At 72.2% G+C, this 21,035-nt stretch carries 21 protein-coding genes; 14 read left to right on the forward strand and 7 right to left on the reverse strand.

The window, feature by feature from the left end:
• Positions 1-13: 13 nt before the first annotated feature.
• From ACIGDI_RS28925 to ACIGDI_RS28960, 8 genes are all read left to right on the forward strand, one after another.
• Complete coding sequence (locus tag ACIGDI_RS28925) at positions 14-853, forward strand: polysaccharide deacetylase family protein (protein ID WP_399902523.1); 840 nt, start codon at positions 14-16, stop codon at positions 851-853.
• A gap of 18 nt (positions 854-871) precedes the next feature.
• Positions 872-1,060 carry a hypothetical protein gene (locus tag ACIGDI_RS28930; protein WP_399902526.1) on the forward strand — a complete coding sequence of 63 codons (189 nt, stop codon included), beginning with the start codon at positions 872-874 and terminating at the stop codon, positions 1,058-1,060.
• A gap of 39 nt (positions 1,061-1,099) precedes the next feature.
• Entirely contained in the window at positions 1,100-1,816 is a 717-nt protein-coding gene (locus tag ACIGDI_RS28935; RefSeq protein ID WP_399902529.1) for an aminoacyl-tRNA hydrolase, read from the forward strand.
• Between the two features lie 130 nt (positions 1,817-1,946).
• The gene (locus ACIGDI_RS28940; protein ID WP_399902532.1) at positions 1,947-2,738 is read left to right on the forward strand and encodes a DUF4142 domain-containing protein; all 792 of its coding nucleotides are present in this window, start codon (positions 1,947-1,949) and stop codon (positions 2,736-2,738) included.
• Between the two features lie 136 nt (positions 2,739-2,874).
• Positions 2,875-4,200, forward strand: a complete 1,326-nt coding sequence (locus ACIGDI_RS28945) for a DUF692 domain-containing protein (protein WP_399902535.1) — start codon at positions 2,875-2,877, stop codon at positions 4,198-4,200.
• A gap of 88 nt (positions 4,201-4,288) precedes the next feature.
• Positions 4,289-5,065: a DUF4142 domain-containing protein gene (locus ACIGDI_RS28950; RefSeq protein WP_399902537.1), complete on the forward strand. Its 777-nt coding sequence runs from the start codon at positions 4,289-4,291 to the stop codon at positions 5,063-5,065.
• A gap of 100 nt (positions 5,066-5,165) precedes the next feature.
• Positions 5,166-5,927: a TIGR04222 domain-containing membrane protein gene (locus ACIGDI_RS28955; protein ID WP_399902540.1), complete on the forward strand. Its 762-nt coding sequence runs from the start codon at positions 5,166-5,168 to the stop codon at positions 5,925-5,927.
• A 169-nt stretch (positions 5,928-6,096) separates the two neighbouring features.
• Entirely contained in the window at positions 6,097-7,707 is a 1,611-nt protein-coding gene (locus ACIGDI_RS28960; RefSeq protein ID WP_399902543.1) for an alpha/beta hydrolase, read from the forward strand.
• Here ACIGDI_RS28960 and hemQ read toward each other — a convergent pair whose 3' ends face one another.
• Positions 7,708-8,439 carry a hydrogen peroxide-dependent heme synthase gene (gene hemQ, locus ACIGDI_RS28965; RefSeq protein WP_200704984.1) on the reverse strand — a complete coding sequence of 244 codons (732 nt, stop codon included), beginning with the start codon at positions 8,437-8,439 and terminating at the stop codon, positions 7,708-7,710.
• Positions 8,440-8,444: 5 nt separating this feature from the next.
• Positions 8,445-9,902: a protoporphyrinogen oxidase gene (gene hemG / locus ACIGDI_RS28970; RefSeq protein ID WP_399902546.1), complete on the reverse strand. Its 1,458-nt coding sequence runs from the start codon at positions 9,900-9,902 to the stop codon at positions 8,445-8,447.
• A gap of 159 nt (positions 9,903-10,061) precedes the next feature.
• On the opposite strand from hemG, the gene ACIGDI_RS28975 reads away from it, so the two are divergent.
• Both ACIGDI_RS28975 and ACIGDI_RS28980 read left to right on the forward strand, forming a co-directional pair.
• Positions 10,062-10,952, forward strand: coding sequence for a DUF4349 domain-containing protein (locus tag ACIGDI_RS28975; RefSeq protein WP_399902549.1), 891 nt, complete (start codon positions 10,062-10,064; stop codon positions 10,950-10,952).
• 27 nt (positions 10,953-10,979) lie between these two features.
• Positions 10,980-12,368: an FAD-dependent oxidoreductase gene (locus ACIGDI_RS28980; protein WP_399902552.1), complete on the forward strand. Its 1,389-nt coding sequence runs from the start codon at positions 10,980-10,982 to the stop codon at positions 12,366-12,368.
• Positions 12,369-12,446: 78 nt separating this feature from the next.
• Here ACIGDI_RS28980 and ACIGDI_RS28985 read toward each other — a convergent pair whose 3' ends face one another.
• Positions 12,447-12,767, reverse strand: coding sequence for a hypothetical protein (locus ACIGDI_RS28985; RefSeq protein WP_142143345.1), 321 nt, complete (start codon positions 12,765-12,767; stop codon positions 12,447-12,449).
• Between the two features lie 125 nt (positions 12,768-12,892).
• On the opposite strand from ACIGDI_RS28985, the gene ACIGDI_RS28990 reads away from it, so the two are divergent.
• Positions 12,893-13,720 (forward strand): rhomboid family intramembrane serine protease, encoded by an 828-nt coding sequence (locus ACIGDI_RS28990; RefSeq protein ID WP_272176295.1) that lies wholly within the window; start codon positions 12,893-12,895, stop codon positions 13,718-13,720.
• A gap of 1 nt (position 13,721) precedes the next feature.
• Here ACIGDI_RS28990 and hemE read toward each other — a convergent pair whose 3' ends face one another.
• Positions 13,722-14,780 (reverse strand): uroporphyrinogen decarboxylase, encoded by a 1,059-nt coding sequence (hemE, locus tag ACIGDI_RS28995; RefSeq protein WP_399902556.1) that lies wholly within the window; start codon positions 14,778-14,780, stop codon positions 13,722-13,724.
• Between the two features lie 126 nt (positions 14,781-14,906).
• Between hemE and ACIGDI_RS29000 the strand changes: the two genes are divergently transcribed.
• The 3 genes from ACIGDI_RS29000 (at position 14,907) to ACIGDI_RS29010 (ending at position 17,857) form a co-directional block, all read left to right on the forward strand.
• Entirely contained in the window at positions 14,907-15,536 is a 630-nt protein-coding gene (locus tag ACIGDI_RS29000) for a DUF3000 domain-containing protein (RefSeq protein ID WP_200704987.1), read from the forward strand.
• A 231-nt stretch (positions 15,537-15,767) separates the two neighbouring features.
• The gene (locus ACIGDI_RS29005) at positions 15,768-16,430 is read left to right on the forward strand and encodes a response regulator transcription factor (RefSeq protein WP_200704978.1); all 663 of its coding nucleotides are present in this window, start codon (positions 15,768-15,770) and stop codon (positions 16,428-16,430) included.
• A gap of 131 nt (positions 16,431-16,561) precedes the next feature.
• On the forward strand, positions 16,562-17,857 hold the full coding sequence (locus ACIGDI_RS29010) for a ribonuclease D (RefSeq protein WP_399902559.1): 1,296 nt from the start codon (positions 16,562-16,564) through the stop codon (positions 17,855-17,857).
• Between the two features lie 7 nt (positions 17,858-17,864).
• On the opposite strand, the gene ACIGDI_RS29015 is transcribed toward ACIGDI_RS29010, so the two are convergent.
• Genes ACIGDI_RS29015 through ACIGDI_RS29025 form a run of 3 tightly spaced genes read right to left on the reverse strand, consistent with a single transcriptional unit; the run spans position 17,865 to position 20,960 of the window.
• Positions 17,865-18,695 (reverse strand): carbohydrate ABC transporter permease, encoded by an 831-nt coding sequence (locus ACIGDI_RS29015; protein WP_399902562.1) that lies wholly within the window; start codon positions 18,693-18,695, stop codon positions 17,865-17,867.
• Positions 18,692-19,645: a carbohydrate ABC transporter permease gene (locus ACIGDI_RS29020; RefSeq protein WP_399902565.1), complete on the reverse strand. Its 954-nt coding sequence runs from the start codon at positions 19,643-19,645 to the stop codon at positions 18,692-18,694. Before ACIGDI_RS29020 ends, ACIGDI_RS29015 begins: the two co-directional genes overlap by 4 nt.
• 1 nt (position 19,646) lies before the next feature.
• The gene (locus ACIGDI_RS29025; protein WP_399902568.1) at positions 19,647-20,960 is read right to left on the reverse strand and encodes an extracellular solute-binding protein; all 1,314 of its coding nucleotides are present in this window, start codon (positions 20,958-20,960) and stop codon (positions 19,647-19,649) included.
• Positions 20,961-21,035: the final 75 nt, after the last annotated feature.

Genomic DNA, 21,035 nt, shown 5'->3' on the forward strand with positions numbered 1-21,035 from the left:
TTATGTTCGTAGGGTGATCATTCGAGTACGACAAGTGGCGGCCGCCTGTGCGCTCGGCGCCGCCCTCACCGCCTGCGGGGCCCCCACCGCGCCCCATGCCGCCCACCCGGCACCCACGGCGACCGCCGCCCCCTCCAGGCCCCCGACGCTCGCCCCCGGCCCCACCGGTCTCACCCCCGTCTTCCGCAACGGCCCCCGCACCGACGGCCGGACGGTCGCGCTCACCTTCGACGCCGACATGACCGCCGACGAGGGCGCGCGGGCGGCACGCGGCGAACGCTTCGACAATCCGCAGCTCATCGCGACGCTGCGGGCGCTGAAGGTACCGGCGACCGTGTTCATGACGGGGCGCTGGGCCGACGAGTATCCGCTGCAGGCGCGGTCCATCGGCCGGGACCCGCTCTTCGAGATCGCCAACCACTCCTACAGCCACTACGCCTTCACCGGCGACTGCTACGGGTTGCCCACGGTGTCCGAGGACCACATGCGGGCGGACGTGGAGCGTGCGTACGCCGCCTTCCGCAGGGCCGGCGTGACGGACGCGATGCCGTACTTCCGCTTCCCCGGCGGGTGTTACGACCGAGCGGCCCTGAAGGCGCTCACCCCCACCGGCGTCACCGCCGTCCAGTGGGACGTGGTGAGCGGGGACGCGTTCGCCACGGACTCCGACGCGGTGGCCCGGCAGGTGCTGGAGGGGGTGCGACCGGGCTCGGTCGTCGTCATGCACTGCACCCGCAGCGCGGCCCCTGCGACCGAGCGGGCGGTGCGGAGAATCGTGCCGGAGCTGCGCGCGAAGGGCTACCGGTTCGTGAAGGTCTCCGAGCTGATCCGGGCCGCGGACGGGCAACGGTGAGCGGCTTACGCTGGAGACATGAGCGACGACGGTGACGGCTACTGCGCGATCGGCGACACCGCGAGACCGCCGGAGGCGGACGGGCCGCCGTACGCGGAGTGCGTGCTGTGCCGGGAGCCGACGGAGTATCCGGAGTCGTACAAGGGCATCACGCTGTGCCCTGTGTGTGAGTGGCAGGAGGCCCAGCGGGCCGCCTGTTCGGGGTGACCGGAGGGACGCGCGCCCGGCCCCTTAGGGTGGGCGGATGTGAGTCATACGTCGACGAGTGACAGTCCCTTCCAGTCCGAGCGCAACCCCCGTGACGAGGCGCCTCAGTTCGTGCTGCCCCTCGTCGTGCGGGTCGAGAAGGCCGCGCCGCCCGCTCGTACCGACGCCCTGGAGACCGCCGCGCGGGCCGTTCTGGTGATGCTCGCCGACGAGCGGTCCGTGGGCGACGGCGAGTGGGCCCAGGTCATGCGGGACTGGCAGGACGCCCGGATCCGGAAGGTGGTGCGCCGGGCCCGCGGGGCCGAGTGGCGGCGGGCCGAGGCGCTGGACGGGATCACCGTCGCCGGGAAGTCGGCCGAGGTGCGGGTGTTCCCGCCCGTTCCGCTCGACGGGTGGCCCAAGGACCTGGCCAGGCTGCAGGTGTCCGGTACCGATCTCGACGATCCGGAGCCGGTGGAGCGGGCCGAGCCGGGGGTGCCGGTGCTGTGGATGAACCCCGAGCTCGACATGTCGGCCGGGAAGGCGATGGCCCAGGCGGGGCACGGGGCTCAACTGGCCTGGTGGGAGCTGTCGGACGAGGAGCGGGCCGCCTGGCGCGACGCCGGTTTCCCGCTGGCCGTGCGGACCGCGGAGCCGGGGCGCTGGCGCGAACTGACCGGCAGCGGGCTGCCGTTGGTGCGGGACGCGGGGTTCACGGAGATCGCGCCCGGGTCGTGCACGGTGGTCGCCGATCATCCGGCGCTCCGCGCCCGTTGACCGACGCGGCTTTGCCTTCCGTTTGATTTCTTTTACCGCGCTTGAACATCGTGGTCCCGTCGCGCGTACCTCCTGGCGCCGGCCAACCACCAAGCAGCGACGCGCAGTCGGTTTCATCCGGGAGGCACCCTTGCGAGTGCGGATCAACGGTACGGCCTTTCTCATCGCGGCCCTCGTCGCCACCGTCGGAGCGTTGGCGTTCCCCGTCTGGTCGTACGCCGACCGCTCGGGCACGGGCCAGGCGAACCTGGCGGCGGGGACCGTGAACACCCAGTGGGGGCCGCTGACGGCCTCCGACCGCGATCTGATCGTGCGCGTGCGGCTGGCCGGACTGTGGGAGCTTCCCGCCGGACAGCAGGCCATGGAGCGGGCGCCGAGCCAGGCGATCAAGGAGGCCGGCGACCATCTCATCGTCGGCCACACCGACCTGGACAAGCGGGTGCGGATCGTCGCCGCGCAGCTGGGCGTGGAGCTGCCGAACCAGCCGAACGAGCAGCAGCAGGGCTGGCTGCGGGAGATGTCCGCGGCGAGCGGCGCGGAGTACGAGTACAAGTTCGTGAACCTGCTGCGGTCGGCCCACGGCAAGATCTTCCCGGCCATCGGCGCCGTCCGGAACTCCACCCGCAACACGCTCGTACGGCAGCTGGCCTCGGACGCCAACCAGACCGTGCTGGACCACATCACGATCCTGGAGAAGACCGGCAGGGTCGACTTCGACGCCATCGCCAACGACTCGGTGGCCGGCAGCACCGCGAGCCCCACCGGTCCCTCCGCGCCGGTGCCCGGCCAGGTGGCGCCCTCGGCACCGGCCGCCGAGGCCAGCGGTGACCTGGGGGCGACGTCCCGCCCGTCGCCGGGCGCGCCGGGCACGGTCAACACCGACCGGCCGGACCCGCAGGACTCGGCGGGCGTGCTGGGGTGAGACCGGCGGGTCCCGCGCCCGTTCCGCCCGAACCTCAAATGTTGCTCTGAAGGTGACCGGCGGGCGGTTCGGGTGCGGGCGCCGGGGCCATACCCCCGTCACGTTCTCGCGGGGAGACGGCAGGGAGGGGAAGACCATGGAGCGACTGGGGACGGGCATCGGATGGCGGCCGGAGATCGCCGACGCGGTGGAGCGGATGCCCGGCATCGACTGGGTCGAGGTCGTGGCCGAGAACGTGTGCCCGGGACATCTGCCCGAGTCGCTCGGGCGGCTGCGCGAGCGCGGGGTGACCGTGATCCCGCACGGTGTCTCGCTCGGCCTGGGCGGCGCGGAGCGGCCCGACGCCGGGCGCCTCGCGGCGCTCGCCGAACGCGCGGAGGCCCTCGGAGCCCCGCTGGTCACCGAGCACATCGCCTTCGTACGGGCCGGCGGCACCCGCACCGCCTCGCCCCTGCTGGAGGCCGGGCACCTGCTGCCCGTGCCCCGCACCCGGGACGCCCTCGACGTGCTGTGCGAGAACATCCGCGTCGCCCAGGACGCGCTGCCGGTGCCGCTCGCCGTGGAGAACATCGCCGCGCTGATCTCGTGGCCGGGCGAGGAGATGACCGAGGGGCAGTTCCTCTACGAACTGGCCGACCGCACCGGCGTGCGGCTCCTCGTCGACGTGGCCAACCTGCACACCAACCACGTCAACCGCGGCGAGGACCCGGCCAAGGCGCTCGCCGAGCTGCCCCTGGAGGCCATCGCCTACGTCCATGTCGCGGGCGGCTTCGAACGGGACGGCGTCTGGCACGACAGCCACGCCCACCCGGTCCCGGAACCCGTCCTCGAGGTGCTGGCCGACCTGGCGTCCCGGGTCTCGCCGCCGGGCGTGCTGCTGGAGAGGGACGAGAACTTCCCCGAACCGGCGGAGCTGGAGCGGGAGCTGGAGGCCATCCGGGGGGCACTGGAGAAGGGGGCCGCGGAACGGGGGGCCGCGCGGGCGACGGCCTCGGCGGCAGGGGATGCGGAGCCGGCGCGGGCGACGCGGCCCGGGGAGTCCACCGAGCCCGCCCGGCAGCGGCTCGCGCTCGCCCAGACCGCGCTGCTGTCCGCGCTGGTCGCCGGGACACCGGTGCCGGAGGGCTTCGACGGAGTGCGCCTCGGGGTGCAGGCACGGGCGCTCGCCGGGAAGCGGGCCGACGTGGTGGCGAAAATCGCACCCGAGTTGCCGGTGATCCTCGGCGAGCGGTACCGGAGCCTGTTCCTGGCGTACGCCCACGGGCACCCGATGACCGGCGGGTACCGGCGCGACGCGCTGGACTTCGCCGAGCACCTGCTCAGGTCGGAGGCCCTGGCGGAGGGCCCGGCGCGGCGGGAACTGCGCGCGTGGTGGCTGGAGCGGTCGGGGCCGGTGCCGCCTTCCCGCAGGCCCGTGGTCCGGGCGGTGCGAGCGGCGCGCAGGGTGCTGGCCCACCGGTGACCCCGGAGCGGTCGCCCCGCACCGCGAAGTAACATGCCAGTCCCGCACCCGATACCGACCAGCGTGCGGTGCCGTACCAGGAGGCACCATGCGACCGCGACCGCCCCTCAGGGGCCGAGGCATCATCAGTGGCACCGGCGTCATCATCGTCGGCCTGACGGCGACGCTGCTGGCACTGATCTTCCCCATCTTCTCGTACGCCGACCGTTCGGGCACCGGCGTGGACGTGCTCAGCGACCAGACGGTCGCCACGAGCTACGGGCCGCTGTCCGGGCTGGACCGGGACTTCGTCACCAAGGTCCGGCTGGCCGGCCTGTGGGAGCTGCCCGCCGGCCGGCAGGCGGAGCAGAAGGGCACCACCCCGGCCGTACGGACGGCGGGTGAGCACCTCGTCGAGGGGCACACCGCCCTCGACGAGCAGGTCCGGGACGTCGCCGGCAAGCTCGGGCTGCAACTGCCCGACCGGCCCAGCGACCAGCAGGAGCAGTGGCTCCAGACCCTGAACGCGGCGCAGGGCACGGACTACGACCGCGACTTCGTCAACATCGCGCGGCTGGCGCACGGCAAGGTGTTCTCGCTCGTCGCCGAGGTACGCGCCACCACCCGCAACTCGCTGGTGCGCTCCCTGGCCGACGACGCCAACACGACCGTCCTGGACCACATCAGGGCCCTGGAGGCCACCGGGTACGTCGACTGGGACGCGCTGGCCCGGGACATGGCCTCCGCGAGCACTCCCCCGCTGATCCCCTCCCCGGCCCCGCCCGGTCCGACCGCGGACCCCGCCCCGGCCGCCCCGCTCACCCCGGCGCCCTCGACGACGTACACGCTCCCGCCGGCCGAGTCCAGCCCGCCGCCGCAGCAGTAGTGCGCTTCCGGACAAGCGGAACGTCACGTACTGACAACACTCCGTCCGTATTGTGAACAGGGCATGGCGTTCGGGGAGGCCCTTGGCATAGAAACGCGGCATGTTCTGGGTCCTTCTCCTGCTGCTGGCCTGGGCCGTCGCGGGCACCGCGTGCACGCGGCTGTGCCTGGCCGCCGTCCGCTCCGCGGCCGACGACACGGATGCGCCCCAGCACGATCTGACGCTCTACGAAGCCGCCTTCCTGTCCGGCGGCCCCCGCCGGGTCGCCGATCTGACGATGGTCTCCATGGCCCGGCAGCGGCGGCTGCTGCTCGCCCACACCGGCTGGGCGACGGTGGTGGATCCGCGCGGGCGCGACGACATCGAGCGGTCCGTCATCGGGGCCATCGGGCCGGAGGGACAGAGCCGCATCGCCCCGGTGCGAGCCCGCGCGGCCTCCGCGGACGCCGTCGGCGACCTCGGCGAGCGCCTGGTCGACGCGGGACTGGCCGTGCCCGCCGACGCCCGCACCACGGTCGCGTCCGGGGTGCGCCAGGTGCGGCTCGCCGCACTGGCCGTCCTCGCGCTGGGCGCGATAGCTCTGCTGGTGCCCGCCCGGCCGGACATGCCCCGCGGGCTGGTCGCCCTGTGGTTCGCGCTGCCGCTCGCCCTGACGCTGAGCTGCCTGGCCATAGCCCGGGTCGAGGTCCACCCGTACTCGCGGTGGGCCTCCCCGGCGGGGCAGCGGCTGCTGGGCACCCTGGCCCGGCGGGCCGGCGGCGGCGACGACCGCACGTACCTCACCTCCGTCGCCGTACGCGGTGTCCGAGCGATCGGCGAACCGGACCTGCGAGCCGCCTTCACCCACCGCGACCAGCCCTAGGGCCCGCCGCCCGGACCGGCTCGGCGTCGCGGGCCCCGCGTGCCGGCGTGCATCGTGCGCCGGGGGCGCGTGGGGGCATTGGGGCCGACACCGGCGGGCGGTGCTTGCCTTCGTCGAGTGACGAACGAAACATCCCTTTTGTCGCCGCCGTGCACCGAAGGGATACGCGATGCGATCAGCCGCCCTCTACTCGGCCGCCGGATCCTTGCTCCTGACCACCCTCACCGCCGCCCCGGCCGGAGGTGCGTCCGTCGCCCCGGGGCTGGCCGAGCGGAGCGGCACGGCGGTGGCCGCCGCCCGGGCCATGGCCGCCGGAGTCGACTTCGGGAAGTGCTCCGACGCCCAGGACATGCCGGGCGGCCTGGAGTGCGGCACGGTGTCGGTGCCGCTCGACTACGCGAACCCGGACGGCAGACAGATCAAGCTGACCGTCAGCCGGGTGCGCGCGACGCACAAGGACCCGCACAACAGCAAGCGCCGGGTGCCCCGGCAGGGCGCCCTGGTCTACAACCCGGGCGGGCCCGGCGGCGACGGGCTGTACTTCCCGCTGGTCGGCTTCATGCCGCAGTGGAAACGCCTCGCGGCCGCCTACGACCTCGTCGGCTACTCACCGCGTGGAGTGGGCCGCTCGGCCCCGCTGTCCTGCCAGGACCCCAAGCGCTTCTACAAGGGGCCGTCGCTGTCGCCGACGTACCCCGACGCCTCGTACAAGAAGGAGCGCATCGCGCAGGCGAAGGCGTACGCGCGTGGGTGCGCGAAGCGGGCCGGGAGCGCGCTGCGGTACTACAACTCGCTCAACAACGCCCGCGACCTGGACGTCCTGCGGGCGGCCCTGGGCGAGGAGCGGCTGACGTTCATGGGGGCGTCGTACGGCACATACTTCGGCGCGGTGTACGCCACGCTGTTCCCCTCGCACGTGCGGCGCATGGTGTTCGACTCGGCGGTCGATCCCGATCCGGAGCGGGTCTGGTACCACGACAACCTCGCCCAGTCGGCCGCGTTCGAGGAGCGCTGGGCGGACTTCCGGGAGTGGATCGCCCGGCACGACGACGTGTACGGGCTGGGCGCCACGGCCGCCGCGGTGCAGCGCAGCTACGAGAAGGCGAGCGCGCGCCTCGCCGCCGAACCGGCCGGGGGCGAGGTGGGGCCGGCGCAGTTGCAGGGCGCCTTCCTGACGGCCGGGTACTTCGACGACTTCTGGCCGCAGCGGGCCGAGGCGCTCTCGGCGTATCTGAAGGGCGACCCGAAGCCGCTCGTCCAGCAGGCGGCGCCCGTGCGGGAGGCGGCCGCGGAGGCGGAGAACTCGAGCGCGGTGTACACGGCCGTGGAGTGCAACGACGCGCCCTGGCCGACGGACTTCCGGGTCTGGGACCGCGACAACACGCGGCTGGCGCGCGTGGCGCCCTTCGAGACCTGGGACAACGTATGGACGAACCTGCCGTGCGCGTACTGGGCGGCGCCGCGGCAGCGTCCGGTCGATGTGCGGACCGGCCCCGGCGAGCTGCCGCCCACGCTGATCCTGGCGGCCGAGCGGGACGCGGCCGCGCCGTACGAGGGGGCGCGGGAGCTGAACCGGCGGCTGTCGGGATCGGTGCTGGTGACCGAGCGGGACGCGGGGGCGCACGGGGTCGCGGGCGGGCCCAACCAGTGCGTCAACGCCTATCTGGACGCGTATCTGCTCGAGGGCAGGCTGCCGGTGCGGCGCGCGGCCTGCGCGCCGCACCGGGAACCCGAGCCGGTCGACCCGGCCCGGAAGGCGGCCCTGAGGCCCGCCCGTTGATCAGGCGAGGCCCGCGATGAGCTCCGCGACGTCCTTGCGGCGGCCCGTGTAGAACGGCACCTCCTCGCGGACGTGCCTGCGGGCCTCGGAGCCGCGCAGGTGGCGCATGAGGTCGACGATGCGGTACAGCTCGTCGGCCTCGAAGGCGAGGATCCACTCGTAGTCGCCGAGGGAGAACGAGGCGACCGTGTTGGCGCGGACGTCGGGGTAGCCGCGGGCCATCTTGCCGTGGTCGGCGAGCATGCGGCGGCGGTCCTCGTCGGGCAGCAGGTACCAGTCGTAGCTGCGCACGAAGGGGTAGACGCTGACGTAGTTGCGCGGCGTCTCGTCGGCGAGGAACGCCGGGATGTGCGAGCGGTTGAACTCGGCGGGGCGGTGCAGCGCCATGTTCGACCAGACCGGCTCCAGCGCGCGGCCGAGCTTCGTGCGGCGGAAGAGGTTGTACGCCTCCTGCAGCTGGTCGCTGGTCTCCGCGTGCCACCAGATCATGAGGTCGGCGTCGGCGCGCAGGCCGGAGACGTCGTACGTGCCGCGGATCGTCACGTCCTTCGCGGCGAGCTGGTCGAACAGCTCCTGGACCTCGTCGGCGTAGCCCGCGCGGTCCTCGGGCAGCACGTCCTTCAGCTTGAAGACGGACCACAGGGTGTAGCGGATGACCTCGTTGAGGTCCTTGGCCAGCTTGCCCTTGTTGGGGATGCGCGCGGCCTCGGTGGTGGGGGCGTCGTCACTCATGTCCCTCATTCTCCCGCTCCTCCGTGCAGGGACTGCACCGGGTTGGCGGTGAGCTCCTGCACACCGCCCAGGTCTCCGTCGAGCTGGTCCACGGCCGCGTACGCGCTCGCGATGCAGGCCGGGATGCCGACGCCGTCGTACTGCGCGCCGCAGACGGCGAGACCGGGCAGCTTGGCGAGGTGCTCGCGGACGCGGGCCACGCGCGCGTGGTGGCCGACCGGGTACTGGGGCAGGCCGTCGATCCAGCGGGTGACCCGCGTCTCGAGGGGGGTGGCGTCCAGGCCGGTGGCCGCATTCAGGTCGTGGCGGGAGACCTCCACCAGGCCGGCGTCGTCGCGCTGAAGGATCTCCGTCTCGCCGTAGCGGCCGACGGAGGTGCGCAGGACGACGACGTCCGGGTTCTCCTCGGCGATCCAGCCCCACTTCTGGGAGGCGAAGGTGGACGCCTTGATGGTGCGGCCGTCGACGGGCGGTACCAGGAAGCCGCTGCTGCCGTCCGGGAGGGCGGTGTCGGAGCGGCGGTAGGCGAGGGTGACCAGCGCCATCGACGCGTACTCGACGCCGGCGAGCTCGGCGGCGGCCTCGGGCGCTTCGGGGCGCAGCAGGCCGGCGGCGGCCGGGGCGGGAACGGCGACGATCACCGCGTCGGCCCGCAGGACGCGGTCCCCCGCGACGACCCGCCAGCCGCCGGAGGCCTCGCGGCGCAGCTCGGTGACCGGCGTGCCGGTGAGGATCTCGCCGCCCCGCGCGCGCACCGAGTCAGCGACGGCGAGCGGCAGGGTGCCGATGCCGCCGGTGATGCCCATGAAGACCGGCCCGCTCTGCCCGCCGGCCGACGTCTTCGCCTGGATCTCGCGCACGCCCTCGGTCAGCGAGGTGTGGGTCTTCGCGATCTGGAAGAGCTGCGGGACCGCCGAGCGCATCGAGATGCGGTACGCGTCGCCCGCGTACACGCCGCCGAGCAGGGGTTCGACGAGGCGGTCGACGACCTCTCGGCCCAGTCGCGCGGCCACGTACTCCCCGACCGCCACGTCGTCGCCGACCTCCGTGCGCGGCAGTTCGGCGTCGCGCTCGATACGGGCCAGGCCGTCGTCGGACAGGACGCCGGCGAGGGCGGACGCCGTGCCGGGGACGCCCATCACATGCCCCTTGGGCATGGGGCGCAGGGCGCCGCGGGTCCACAGGAAGGCCGTCGCGGTGGCCGGTGGCCGGAGCCGCTCCGCCAGGCCCACCTCGCGGGCCAGGCCGACCGCCTCCGGCCTGCGGGCCAGCATCGACTCGGCGCCGAGGTCCACGCGGGCGCCCGCGATCTCGCCGGGCAGCAGCTTGCCGCCGACCCGGTCCGACGCCTCCAGCACGGTCACCCGCGCGCCTCGCTGCAGCAGCCGGTGGGCGGCGGCCAGGCCCGCGATCCCGGCTCCGATGACGACGACCCGGCCCTCGGCCGGAGGTGATCCACTCATGGCTCCAGCCTCTCAGACGCCACCGACACCGACGCGAGGGCCATGTGGCCCTGAGGAGTCCCGACCGTGACCACATCGGAACCCGCCTTCGCCAACGTGCCGGACCGTCCGGGCGTCGAAGGAGCGTCATTTGTCACCGACCCTCGGGGGTGGACCCGCATGCGCGCACGACGTTCCGTACGACCTGTCCGGGCCGTGACCGGCATCCTGCTGGCCGCGGCGCTCGCGCTGACCGGATGCAGCGGTGCCGGCAGCGACTCGGGGGGCTCTTCCGCCGCCGACGGGGCCGCCAGGAGCGAGGCCAAGGGCTCCGCCCCCGGCGGTCAGAAGGACGCGTCCGGTGCCGCGGGGAACCGGACACCGAAGCTCACCGGGACCGACATCATCCGCACCGCCTCCCTCACCGTGCAGGTCCGGGACGTGCCGAAGGCCCTCGACGAGGCCCGCACCACCACCGAGAACGCGGGCGGCTACGTCGGCGACGAGACCACGACCCGGGATCCGCAGGGCCACGAGCGCACGCGCGTGGTGCTGCGCGTGCCGGTGGAGAAGTACGACGAAGTCCTGGCCGCCCTGCAGGGCAGCGGCAGGCTCGTCGAGCGCACCTCGAAGGCCGAGGACGTCACCGACCAGGTCGTCGACGTCGACAGCCGGGTCAGGTCGCAGCGGGCCAGCGTCGCCCGGATCCGCGAACTGATGGACCGGGCGACCAAGTTGAGCGACGTGGTCGAGCTGGAGGGCGAACTGGGCAGCCGGCAGTCCGACCTGGAGGCGCTGCTCGCGCAGCAGAAGTCCCTCCAGGACCGCACGAGCCTGGCCACCATCACGCTCTCCCTGTCCGGGACCCCGGCGAAGAAGGCCGCGAAGAACGACGACCCCGGCTTCGTGGACGCGCTGGCGGGCGGCTGGGGCGCGTTCGTGACGATGCTGCGCTGGCTGGCGGTGGCGTTCGGCGCGGTGCTGCCGTTCGCCGCGGTGGCGGCGCTGCTCGCGCTGGTGTGGCTGCGCCTGCTCCGGCCGGGCCGGCGGGAGAGCGGCGAGCGGGACTGAAATGCCCCGCCCCCGTAGCGTGTTCGCATGAGCATGAACGGTGCGAGGGAACGACTGGTGGTGATCGGCGGCGACGCCGCGGGGATGTCCGCGGCGTCACAGGCACGCCGGTCGAGGGGACCGGACGAGCTGGAGATCGTGGCGTTCGAACGCGGCCACTTCACCTCGTACTCGGCGTGCGGCATCCCGTACTGGGTCGGCGGCGACGTCTCCGACCGGGATCAGCTCATCGCACGCACCCCGCGGGAGCACCGCGAGCGGGACATCGACCTGCGGATGCGCACCGAGGTCACGGAGATCGACGTGGCGCGCGGCCGGGTACGCGCGCGTGACGCCGATTCCGGAGCCGAGTCCTGGACGTCGTACGACAAGCTCGTGATCGCCACCGGGGCCCGCCCGATCCGCCCGGACATGCCGGGCGCCGACGCCCCCGGCGTGCACGGGGTACAGACCCTGGACGACGGCCAGGCGCTCCTCGACTCGCTCACGCGCACGCGTGGCCGGCGCGCGGTCGTGGTGGGCGCGGGCTACATCGGCGTGGAGATGGCCGAGGCGCTCATCAACCGCGACTACGAGGTCACGGTCGTCAACCGCGGCAGCGAACCGATGTCCACCCTCGACCCGGACATGGGCCGTCTGGTGCACGAGGCCATGGAGGGCCTCGGCATCACGATGGTCAACGACACCGAGGTCACCAAGGTCCTCACCGGCGACGACGGCCGTGTCCGGGCGGTGGCCACCGAGGACGCCGAGTACCCGGCGGACGTGGTGGTCCTGGGCATCGGCGTCCGCCCCGAGACGTCCCTCGCGGCGGCCGCCGGACTTCCGCTGGGCGCCCACCGCGGCCTGCTCACCGACCTGGCCATGCGGGTCCGTGGCCACGAGAACATCTGGGCGGGCGGCGACTGCGTGGAGGTGCTGGACCTGGTCTCCGGCCAGGAACGCCACATCGCGCTGGGCACCCACGCCAACAAGCACGGCCAGGTCATCGGCACCAACGTCGGCGGCGGCTACGCGACCTTCCCGGGGGTGGTGGGCACCGCGGTCAGCAAGGTCTGCGACCTGGAGATCGCCCGTACGGGCCTGCGCGAGAAGGACGCGCGCAGGGTGGGCCTGCGGTTCGAGGCGGTGACCATCGAGTCGACGAGCCGGGCGGGCTACTACCCCGGCGCCTCCCCGATGACGGTGAAGATGCTCGCCGAGCGCCGCACGGGCCGTCTTCTGGGGGTGCAGATCGTCGGCCGGGAGGGCGCGGCCAAGAGGGTCGACATCGCCGCCGTCGCCCTCACGGCCGGGATGACGGTGGAACAGATGACGGCCCTGGACCTGGGCTACGCCCCGCCGTTCTCGCCGGTGTGGGACCCGGTGCTGGTGGCGGCCCGCAAGGCGTCGAAGGCGGTGCAGCGGCGCCCCTGAAGGGGCGCGGGGCCGTGTCGGTCCGCGGCCGCCGCGGGGCGCGAGCGACCCCGCGCGACCCGCACCCGGCAACGGGCCTTATGCCGACCCGTTGATCCGCTCGATGGCCTGCCGCGCCTGCTCCGCCGGGGGCCGCGGCGGCAGGGAGGACACGGAGGCCGTGGAGGTGACGGCGGGCGGCTGCTCCCCCGCGGGCTTCGCGTGCGCGGCGCTGCGCACGGTTCGCAGCCGGTGGCTCACCGCCTCGTCCAGGGTCACCGGCCGCTGCATCTGGGAGGCCAGCCGCCCGGCCTCCTGACCCAGCCGGGCCACGTCCTCCCACGGCAGCCTCACCACCAGGGAGAGCTCGGCCTCGCCGTCGGGGAGCGCCTGCATCGCAGGAGTAACTCGGTCGTTCATCGCCTGTTCCTCACGTCGTCCCCGCGGCCCGCCTTCCCCGTGCCGCGGACGGTTGACGAGACATACGCACGCGCGCGTGCGGGTGTTCACCGATTCGCCGAGCCCATCGGGGGCACTAATCCCTTGTGGTCATCCCCGTTCATGATGTGAACCCGGTGCGCCGCACCCCCTGGGTGACGTACGCGCTGATTGCCGCGAACGTCTTGGTGTTCCTGTCCACGCCCGGCATCGCCGGCTCCGTGGCGGGCGGCAGCGACCTGTCGCAGACGTGCCATCTGCAGGCGTTCCTGGACCACTACGCGGCGGTGCCGCGGGAGTTGATCCACCATCAGATGCAGCGGCTGGTCCCCACCGGTGACATCGGCAGAAGCGCGAGCGGCCATGTCGGCTGCGTGGTGGCCCCTCCGGGCTACGACAAGTCGCCGCCGCTGTCCGTCCTCACGGCGATGTTCCTGCACGGCAGCTGGCTGCACCTGCTGGGCAACATGCTGTTCCTGCTGATCTTCGGCAACAACGTCGAGGACCGCATGGGCCACATCCGCTTCACGCTGTTCTACGTCGTCTGCGGCTATGCGGCGGGCTACGGCTTCGCCGTCCTCAACGCCGACTCGGCCGACCCCCTGATCGGCGCCTCGGGAGCCATCGCGGGCGTGCTGGGCGCCTATCTGGTGCTGTATCCCAAGGCCCGGGTGTGGGTGCTGGTGCCGTTCCTGATCTTCCTGCCGCTGAGACTGCCGGCCTGGCTGGTGCTCGGCTTCTGGTTCGTGCTGCAGGCGTTCTACTCGGCGGGCGAGGGCGTCTCCGCAGCGGGCACGGTGGCGTACGCGGCGCACGTCGTGGGCTTCCTCGCCGGCATGGTGCTCGCCCTGCCCCTCAAGGCGGGTACTCCCCCGCCGCCGGAGCCGCGCGGCCTGCTGTTCGGCAGGCGCGCCCAGCCCCGGCACACGTGGTGAGTCAGCGCGCGGTCTGCGTGTGGACGTAGTCCACGAGCCGGGTCAGCGAGTCCGGGTCGGTGGACGGCATGACGCCGTGGCCGAGGTTGAACACGTGGCCCTCCAGTCCGGCGGCCGCGTCCAGCACCTCGCGGGTCTTGGCCTCGACGGCCTCCGGGGTGGTGAACAGGATCGTCGGGTCCAGGTTGCCCTGCAGCGCCTTGCCGGGGCCGACCCGGCGGGCGGCCTCGTCCAGCGGGACGCGCCAGTCGACGCCGACGACGTCCGCGCCGGCCTCGCCCATGAGGTTCAGCAGTTCGCCGGTGCCGACGCCGAAGTGGATGCGGGGGACGCCGTAGCCGGCGACGGCGTCGAAGACCTTCGCGGAGGCCGGCATCACCGAGCGGCGGTAGTCGGCGGGGGCGAGGGAGCCGACCCAGGAGTCGAACAGCTGGATCGCGGAGGCGCCGGCCTCGATCTGCACCTTGAGGAAGGCGGCCGTGATGTCGGCGAGGCGGTCGAGCAGGTCGGCCCAGAGTTCGGGGTCGCCGTACATCATCGCCTTGGCGTTCTCGTACGTGCGCGACGGGCCGCCCTCGATGAGGTAGCTCGCGAGGGTGAAGGGCGCGCCCGCGAAACCGATCAGCGGGGTGGTGCCGAGTTCGCGGGTGAGCAGGCCGATGGCCTCGGTGACGTAGGAGACGTCCTCGGGGGTGAGGTCCCGCAGCTGGGCGAGGTCGGCGCGGGTGCGGATCGGGCGGTCGACGACCGGGCCGACGCCGGGCTTGATCTCCAGGTCGATGCCGATGGCCTTGAGCGGGACGACGATGTCGCTGTAGTAGATCGCCGCGTCCACGTTGTGGCGGCGCACCGGCTGGAGGGTGATCTCGGTGACCAGCTCGGGGCGCATGCAGGACTCGAGCATCGGGATGCCCTCGCGGACCTTGCGGTACTCGGGCAGCGAGCGCCCGGCCTGCCGCATGAACCACACGGGGGTGTGCGGCACGGGTTCGCGCCGGCAGGCCCGGAGGAAGGCGGAGTCGTACGTCGCGGAGGTCTGCGGGGTGTCGTTGGCGCTCACGGGGCAAGTCTGACATGACGCCCGGGGAACTCCCGCCCGGGTGTCTTGCCCTGCGCCGAGCCGCGATTCCCCTAATCTTCCCGCATGGCTGCGGCTCAAGGACGACTGTCGGACGGCGCTGACGGAATGGACGACACCCAGGAGGGGGACGGGGATGGCATCGGTGCGGCTCCGCCGGCTTTTCAGGCCGCGGTGCAGGCCCTGCGCGGCAGTCGGCTGAGGCCGCAGATCGAGGTCGAGGCGACCCGCGCGCCGAAGCGGCTGGCGCCCTTCGCCTACGCGCTGGAGGCGACCGTCGTCGACGGTGAGCAGGACCTGGCCGACGGCCGGCTGGTGCTGCTGCACGACCCGGCCGGGCATGACGCCTGGCGGGGCACGTTCCGGCTGGTGACGCTGGTGCGGGCGGAGCTGGAGCCGGAGATGGCCGCGGACCCGCTGCTGCCGGAGGTGTGCTGGTCCTGGCTGACCGGGGCGCTGGCCGCGCGCGGGCTGTCGTACGGCGAACCGAGCGGGACCGTCACGCGCGCGAGCTCGCACTACTTCGGCGGGCTCGCGGAGCGCCCGGCCGCCTCGCAGATCGAGATCCGCGCCTCCTGGACGCCCCGTGAGGGCCTGGGCGGCGTTCCCGACACCGCGGCGCACCTGGCGTCGTGGTGCGATCTGCTGGCCCAGGTGGCGGGCCTGCCGCCGGCCGGGCCGGGCGACGCGTCGGTGGTGACGCTGCCGCAGCGGCGCGGGCCGCAGCAGTCCCGCTGATTCAGACGTTCGAGTCCACGGTGGCCGTTTGACCGTCACTTTGTCGATACGGCCACATTCAGTCAGGAATGAATCCTCGAACGAACCGATTCGTTCACCGAACGATCGACCACCTGTCCGATTTGAACTGATTGTTTCTCACTAAATCGTGATCTTTCTCTAAAGGACTCCAGGTTTGGTGCCGAAGACGGTTGTGACCTTGGAAAGCCGTCCCGCCCCCCAGGAGGCCTGGTGTCCGTTCTCCTCGAGCAGCCCGCAAGCCTGGTCGCCTACCGCCCGAACAAGCCGACCGCCATGGTGGTCGTGGCCGACCCGCGCGTCCGCTCCACCGTCACCCGCCACCTGTGGGCGCTCGGTGTGCGCGATGTCATCGAGGCCTCGTCCATCGCGGAGGCTCGTCCCCGCATCGGCAACCCCCGCGACATCTGTGTCGCCGACGTCCACCTGCCCGACGGCTCGGGCCTCACCATCCTCTCCGAGACCCGCGCGGCGGGCTGGCCCAACGGCCTGGCCCTGTCCGCCGCCGACGACATCGGCGCCGTGCGCAACGCCCTCGCGGGCGGCGTGAAGGGCTACGTCGTCACCGGCACCCGCACCAACGTCGGGCTCCCCACCCGACCCGGTGCCGCCCCCATCGGTGCCGCCGCGGCCCGTATGCACCGCCGCCCCCCGGGTGCCCCGAGCCACCCGGGCGGCTACCGCGAGCTCTCCGGCCGCGAGGTCGAGGTGCTCAGACTGGTGGCGGAGGGCCAGTCGAACAAGGCGATCGGCGTCTCCATGGGCCTGTCCGCGCTGACCGTCAAGAGCCACCTCGCCCGCATCGCCCGCAAGCTCGGCACCGGAGACCGGGCCGGAATGGTCGCCGTGGCCCTGCGTACCGGCATCATCCACTGAGTCCGACACCCCGCGAAGTTCACGCACGTGAACCAGAGCTGTCACCTGGCTGACTGGTTTGCGACCCCCCGGCGCCTGCCGACGGAACGTTCCGTCGGCAGGCGCCGTCCATACACGGATACCCTTGACATGTGACCGACGCCCAAGACACCGCAGCAGACGTTTCACTGCGAACCACCGGAGGCGCCCCTCCGGACGACGGCGGATCTTCTGCAGCGGAGGCGCCGATCCCCCTGCTGGAGCCGCGCGAGGGCATTCCGCCCGTCGTCGCCGACGCGGACGCGCTCGCCCGGGTGATCGCCGCGTTCGCGGCCGGCACCGGGCCCGTCGCCGTCGACGCCGAGCGGGCCTCCGGCTACCGCTACGGCCAGCGCGCCTATCTGGTGCAGCTGCGCCGCGAGGGCGCGGGGACCGCACTGATCGACCCCGTGGCCTGTCCCGATCTCTCCGGTCTCGGCGAGGCGCTGTCGGGCGTCGAGTGGGTGCTGCACGCCGCCACCCAGGACCTGCCCTGTCTGCGCGAAATAGGCATGATGCCGACGCGGCTGTTCGACACCGAGCTCGCGGGACGGCTGGCCGGCTTCCCCCGGGTCGGCCTCGGCGCGATGGTCGAGGGCGTCCTGGGCTTCGTACTGGAGAAGGGGCACTCCGCCGTCGACTGGTCGACGCGGCCGCTGCCCGAGCCGTGGCTCAGGTACGCGGCACTGGACGTGGAGCTGCTGGTCGATCTGCGGGACGCCCTGGAGAAGGAGCTGGACCGGCAGGGGAAGCTGGAGTGGGCGCGGCAGGAGTTCGCGGCGATCGCGGCCGCGCCGCCCGCCGAGCCGCGCAAGGACCCCTGGCGCCGGACGTCCGGGATGCACAAGGTGCGCCGGCGCCGGCAGCTCGCCGTCGTGCGGGAGCTGTGGCAGACCCGCGACCGGATCGCCCAGCGGCGGGACGTCTCGCCGGGCAAGGTGCTCAGCGACGCGGCCATCGTCGAGGCGGCGCTCGCCCTGCCGGCCGACGTGCAGGCGCTCACGGCGTTGAACGGCTTCGGCAACCGCATGGGGCGGCGGCAGCTGGAGCAGTGGCAGGCGGCGGTGGACCGGGCGAGGGCGCTGTCCGAGTCCCAGTTGCCGGCGCCCGGGCAGCCGGTGACCGGGCCCCCGCCGCCGCGGGCCTGGGCCGACAAGGACCCGGCCGCGGCCGCGCGACTGTCGGCCGCCAGGGCCGGGGTGTCGGCGCTGGCCGAGCGGCTGAACATGCCGCAGGAGAACCTGATCTCGCCGGACACCGTGCGGCGGGTCTGCTGGGAGCCGCCGAAGGCCGTGGACGCCGAGACGGTCGGGGGCGCGCTGGCCGGGCACGGGGCGCGGGGCTGGCAGGTCGAGCAGGTCACGCCGGTGCTGGTGGCCGCGCTGTCCGCCGGCGCCCCGCCCTCCTGAGCACTCCTCACCTGGTCGCTCCCCGTGTGAAGCCGTTGTAGATGTACCGCTGCAGGCACAGGAAGACGACCAGCGTGGGGAGGATGACCAGGATCGCCCCCGCCGAGATCGTCTCCCAGTGGGCACCGAACGGGCCCTTGAAGCGGAACAGGGACGTCGAGATCACGCCAAGATCCTGGTTCGGCATGTACAGGAAGGGGATGTAGAAGTCGTTGTAGACGGCGATCCCCTTCACGATCACCACGGTCGCGATCGCCGGCTTGAGCAGCGGGAAGATGATCCGCCAGTAGATCGTGAACGCGTTCGCGCCGTCCAGGCGGGCCGACTCGTCGAGGCTCACCGGGATCGAGCGGACGAACTGCAGGAAGATGTAGATCGAGACGATGTCCGTGCCCATGTAGAGGGCGATCGGGGCCCAGCGGGTGTCGAACATGCCGAAGCCGGTGACGATCCGGAAGGTCGCCACCTGGGTGGTGACCCCGGGGACCAGGGCGGCGATCAGGAACAGGGCCACCACCGGCTTCTTGAAGCGGAAGGTGAACCGGTCGATCGCGTAGGCCGTCATCGAGCCGATGAGGACCGTGCCGCCGACGGAGACGACCAGGATGAAGGCCGTGTTGCCGAACGCGGAGAGCATACGGCCGTCCTGGAACGCCGTGACGTAGTTGTGGAAGTTGAGCAGGTCGTGGGGCAGGCTGAGCGCCCCCGTGTCGTTCGACGTCTCCTGTTCGGTCTTCAGGGAGGTCAGCAGGACGACGACCAGCGGCAGCAGGACGACCACGCTCGCCGCGACCAGGGACAGGTAGACCAGGGTGCGGGCCACCGCTCGGCGTGTCATACGAGATCCACCTTGTCGTCGGGGACGAGGCGCCGCTGGATCCAGGTCACCAGGAGGATGATCAGCAGCAGGACGACGGCGGCCGCGGAGGCCAGGCCCGTCTTGTTGAACTGGAAGGCCAGCTTCACCGTCTGGATCACGAAGGTCTCGGTGCCGGTCGCCCCGCCGGTCATGATGTACGGGATCTCGAAGACCGACAGCGACCCGGAGACGGACAGGATCACGCTGAGGCTCAGCACCGGCCTGATGCCGGGCGCGATGATGTGCCGGAACTGCTGCCGGCGGTTGGCGCCGTCCAGTTCGGCGGCCTCGTACAGCTCCCCCGGGATGGACTGGATCGCGCCCAGGAACAGCACGAAGTTCAGGCCCGTGTAGCGCCAGACGGAGACCCCGGCCAGGGAGACGTTCGCGGAGACCGGGGTGCCCAGCCACGCGTGGTCGGAGTGGACGCCGAAGAGCGCGAGGACCGAGTCGAGGGTGCCGCCGTCCTGGAAGAAGTAGAGGAAGACGAAGCCGATCGCCACCCCGTTGATCAGGTACGGGAAGAACAGCACGCCCTTGAAGAGGTTCCGGAAGCGGACGTCGAAGCTGAGGATCGTGGCGAAGTAGAGGGCGACGCCGATCTGGACCACGGAGGCGGCCAGGTAGTAGCCGCTGACCCAGAAGACCTCGAACAGGTCGGGGCGGGTGAACAGTTCGGTGTAGTTGCCGATGCCCGTGTAGTGCAGTTCGGGGCTGAGTCCGTCCCAGTCGGTGAAGCTGTACGCCAGCATGTTGACGATCGGCGCGTAGGTGAAGGTGATCAGGAAGGCGAGCGGGACGAGGAGGAACAGCCAGGGGGTCAGGCCCCGCCACACGCGTGCGGCGCGCGGGGCGGGGGCCGGGAGGGGCGCGGTGGGCGGCGGTGCCATGGGGGCCCGCTCGGGCGCCTCGGGGGTGGTGTCCGTCATCTCAGGACCCCACGGTCTTCTGCGCCTCGGTCCACTTCCTGCTCAGGCCGGCCAGGAAGGAGTCCAGGCTGCCCTTCCTGGCGCCGCGCGCGAGGTCGACCAGGTCCTGGCGGTAGTCGGGCTTGTTGATGCCGACCTCGGACTGGTCGTCGATCGCCTTGACCTGGGCGCCCTTGGTGTCGTCGAGCTCGATGAGCCGCACGCCCTGGTCCTCGTAGGGCTTCAGCACATCGGGAAGCGGGGCGTTCTTCAGGGGGGAGATCGCCAGGTTGTCCCTGTCGTAGCCGGACTTGTCGGTGAACCAGTCGATCCAGGCGCGGGCCGCCTCCTTGTGCTTGGAGTGGACGTTGACGGCCTGGTTGTAGTCGGGGCCGACGACCGCGCAGAACGTGCCGTTCACCTGGGCGGGGAACGGCATGAAGCCGATGTCGTCGGGGTTCGCCCCGGCCTTCTTCGCGGCGTCCTGGAACTGGACGATCGCCCAGGTGCCGAGCCACTGCGTGGCGATCTTCCCCTTGGCCAACTGCGGCTTGGACAGCTCCCAGTTGGTGGTCGTCGGGTCCTTCTCGGCCAGGCCCTGGTGCACGATGTCGTACAGCAGGGTGTCGCCGACGCGCAGGTCGCTGCCCTTCGCCCAGGGGTCCCCGTCGGCCAGCTTCGTGGTGGCCCCGGTGTCGCAGCCGACCGAGCCGTTGACGAAGGTCCACGACGTCAGCGGCCACTGCGCGGCGAAGTTGGTGTAGTACGGGACGGCGTCCGTCCTGGACTTGATCGCCTTGAGGTCGCCGAGGAACTCGGCAGGTGTGGTGGGCCACTTGGTGACGCCGGCCTCGCGCCAGACCTTCTTGTTGTAGACGAAGCCGGGGGTCACGCCGATCGGGCTCTGGCCGTAGACCTTGCCGTCCACCGCGGTGAAGTCCGTGAAACGGTACTTCCTGCCGCGCTCCGCCCGCGTGCCGAGCGAGGCGAAGAACCTGGGGTAGTCGCTCTTCTTCACCACGCCCGGGATCATCAGGACGTCGCCGTAGTTCTCCGTGTTCATGCGGATCTTGACGTCGGCCTCGTAGTTGGTGAGGGCCTCGAACTCGACCTTGACCTTCGGGTACGTCCTGTTGAACGCGGCGGCGTATTTCTTCATCGTGCCGTCCTGCACGAGGTCGGTGCGCTGGGTGAGGACCTTGATGGTTCCGCTGACCTTCGACGGGTCGTCGGGCGCCTTGGCGTCCGCGCCCTTGGAGGCGGCTCCGGTGCCGGTGCAGGCCGTGAGGACGAGAGCGGCTCCGGCCGCGATGGCCAGGACTGTACGGCGGGACATGTGCATCAGCTCCGTTCATGGTTCGCGTTCATGGGACGGACGAGCACGAGCGGGTTGGCTGGTTCGGAACTCTGA

The sequence above is a fragment of the Streptomyces sp. NPDC085900 genome (genome assembly GCF_044540925.1).
In the GTDB taxonomy this organism is placed as follows: domain Bacteria; phylum Actinomycetota; class Actinomycetes; order Streptomycetales; family Streptomycetaceae; genus Streptomyces; species Streptomyces gilvifuscus.

Coding starts and splice junctions, on each gene's coding strand:
- ACIGDI_RS28930 (WP_399902526.1), top strand. CDS start 872: ATGAGCGACGACGGTGACGGCTACTGCGCGATCGGCGACACCGCGAGA.
- ACIGDI_RS28945 (WP_399902535.1), top strand. CDS start 2,875: ATGGAGCGACTGGGGACGGGCATCGGATGGCGGCCGGAGATCGCCGAC.
- ACIGDI_RS28950 (WP_399902537.1), top strand. CDS start 4,289: ATGCGACCGCGACCGCCCCTCAGGGGCCGAGGCATCATCAGTGGCACC.
- ACIGDI_RS28955 (WP_399902540.1), top strand. CDS start 5,166: ATGTTCTGGGTCCTTCTCCTGCTGCTGGCCTGGGCCGTCGCGGGCACC.
- ACIGDI_RS28960 (WP_399902543.1), top strand. CDS start 6,097: ATGCGATCAGCCGCCCTCTACTCGGCCGCCGGATCCTTGCTCCTGACC.
- hemQ (WP_200704984.1), bottom strand. CDS start 8,439: ATGAGTGACGACGCCCCCACCACCGAGGCCGCGCGCATCCCCAACAAG.
- hemG (WP_399902546.1), bottom strand. CDS start 9,902: ATGAGTGGATCACCTCCGGCCGAGGGCCGGGTCGTCGTCATCGGAGCC.
- ACIGDI_RS28975 (WP_399902549.1), top strand. CDS start 10,062: ATGCGCGCACGACGTTCCGTACGACCTGTCCGGGCCGTGACCGGCATC.
- ACIGDI_RS28980 (WP_399902552.1), top strand. CDS start 10,980: ATGAGCATGAACGGTGCGAGGGAACGACTGGTGGTGATCGGCGGCGAC.
- ACIGDI_RS28985 (WP_142143345.1), bottom strand. CDS start 12,767: ATGAACGACCGAGTTACTCCTGCGATGCAGGCGCTCCCCGACGGCGAG.
- ACIGDI_RS29000 (WP_200704987.1), top strand. CDS start 14,907: ATGGACGACACCCAGGAGGGGGACGGGGATGGCATCGGTGCGGCTCCG.
- ACIGDI_RS29015 (WP_399902562.1), bottom strand. CDS start 18,695: ATGACACGCCGAGCGGTGGCCCGCACCCTGGTCTACCTGTCCCTGGTC.
- ACIGDI_RS29020 (WP_399902565.1), bottom strand. CDS start 19,645: ATGACGGACACCACCCCCGAGGCGCCCGAGCGGGCCCCCATGGCACCG.
- ACIGDI_RS29025 (WP_399902568.1), bottom strand. CDS start 20,960: ATGTCCCGCCGTACAGTCCTGGCCATCGCGGCCGGAGCCGCTCTCGTC.